We start from the raw sequence: 1,985 nt of genomic DNA on the forward strand, positions 1-1,985 counted from the left end.
AGCTGTAACCGTAATTGCGGTGAAACGAGACTGCGCGCGCCTCCTCGTCTAGTAAGTAGCAGCCATTTGTGCGCCCGAACGCGCAACATGGACTGCCTCTTACCCACTAAAGGAGGACTCTTTGGAGCACCAAACCATCTCAGAGCGTCAGACAAGGTGGTCTTCGCGCCACCGGATTTATCTTCGTTTCACCGCGCTGATCCTCGGCGCATTTCTCTTTGGAGGAGCGATCGCCACGACACCCTCGCCTTCTGATCTCACATCCCCAGCACACGCAATCGATAACCACCACGGCCCCGGCGTAAACTGGGGCAACGGGATTCATGTACACGGTGCCGGGGCGTTCGTGGTTGACGGCCGTTACGTGTATTGCGCAGAACCCTGGGTCCGATCTGGCCCCAAGGTCCCCGTCTTTGTAGGAAGCTCCACAATTCCCGGCAACAGCTCAGGCGGGGTGTCGGTCGCGACCACTGAGGGTGCGCCCCTACAACAGATCACGTTCGTGATTGCGCGCTATGGGCAGACAAACGACAACCTCCAGGCTGCTGCTGTGGCACTCGCCGTGTGGGAGATTCGAGGTGCCGACGGGCGGGGCAGCTCCGGATATGAGGCAGAACTTGCACGCGTGCGAAACTCTGTCGGCCCCGACGTAGTCGCCCTGTCGCAAAGGCTGATGGCCGAGGCCGCTTCGTGGACCTATGCCCGGCAAAGCCACGAGGTTGGTTCGAGTTCAACCGCCATCTCTGTGTCACCAACAAGCGCGTACTCCGGTTCCGTTTCTATTCCTGTCGGCACCCTGTCTCTGCAGATCGAGAGCGGTGAGTTTTCTGATGGCACCACTTCTCGGACGTGGGAAGGAAACGGCTCCCCCGCCGGCACGTCTCTTTCGTGGCAAGGTCTGCCTCCCGCTGAGAGTTGGGACCGGTATTACCGGGTGTCGTTTTCTGGTGAGTATCTCGAAATTCCTACCACCGTGCTTTGGGGCGACGGAGGCAACTCGCAATCCTCGGTGTCGGTCGAATCCTCACGGGCACGGCCATTTGAGGCCGTTACGGTTGAACTCGACACAACTTGGGCTCCTGAAGTGTCAAGCCTCGTGAGCAGCAAGTTCGTGAGTGTCGGCGAGCAGCACAGCGACGACATCACGTTCGCTGCTACCGCCGCTGATACCGGCACGAGCGGAGAATGGCGCTGGCGACTAGCTACGGATGGATCGCACGAATGGATGCCGGTCAAAGCCAAGGTTACGGCTTACGGTCCGTACCTCAGCGATCCCGCTCTGAACCCTTCATCTGAGGCGCCGGTAGGTGCACCCGTCGCTGCACGCGGGACGTTCACAACCGATCCAGCTCGGGATCAGTCAAGCCCACAAACCTACTCATTCCTTTTTGACGATGAGATCCTTGAACAGGGTTACTACACGTACAAGTGGGACATTGATGGCGCTGACCAAGATCCCTCGATCATCGGCGCCGATAACTGCCTAAAACCTAACGCGGAACTAGGCTGCCGCGTGCGCAGGGATTTTGGGAGGAGAGATGCGACGATTTCGGCATACCCGAAGAATCGGCGAGGATCGTGCACCCCGAGGTGCGCACGGAAGCGCAGCCACAAGCCACAGTAGGTGACACGATTACCGATGTCGCGATTGTAGATGGCTCGGTGCCGGCAGGCTCTGAACTCACCTTTGAGGTGTTCAAGTCGCCGGTGGCGGGAGACCTCAAACACGATCAAAATGGTGAGCTCACCGACACTGCCTGGACTCAGGCCGAGGTAGACGCGCTGAACGGTGAGGCGGTGTGCACGATGGAGAATCTTGCCGGCCGCACCGAACCAATTGCCGTAACTGCCGGACCTCACAGCGGCGAGCGCTACACCTCTCCCGGAGTCCAAGTAGACAGGGCCGGCACTTATTGGTGGATCGAATCACTGCTCCATCGCGACCCAGAGTCTGGCGCGGAGACGTTGATCATTTCCGGCACTTG

At 59.3% G+C, this 1,985-nt stretch carries 2 protein-coding genes; both read left to right on the forward strand.

Annotated features, from left to right (window positions below; translation table 11 throughout):
* Positions 1-121: 121 nt before the first annotated feature.
* Entirely contained in the window at positions 122-1,624 is a 1,503-nt protein-coding gene (locus tag OIU93_RS20475; protein ID WP_264271880.1) for a hypothetical protein, read from the forward strand.
* The coding region (locus tag OIU93_RS20480; protein WP_264271881.1) for a hypothetical protein at positions 1,591-1,985 on the forward strand (395 nt) is incomplete at its 3' end. The genes OIU93_RS20475 and OIU93_RS20480, both read left to right, overlap by 34 nt.

The sequence above is a fragment of the Paeniglutamicibacter sp. ZC-3 genome, assembly GCF_025847175.2.
Classification (GTDB): Bacteria; Actinomycetota; Actinomycetes; order Actinomycetales; family Micrococcaceae; genus Paeniglutamicibacter; species Paeniglutamicibacter sulfureus.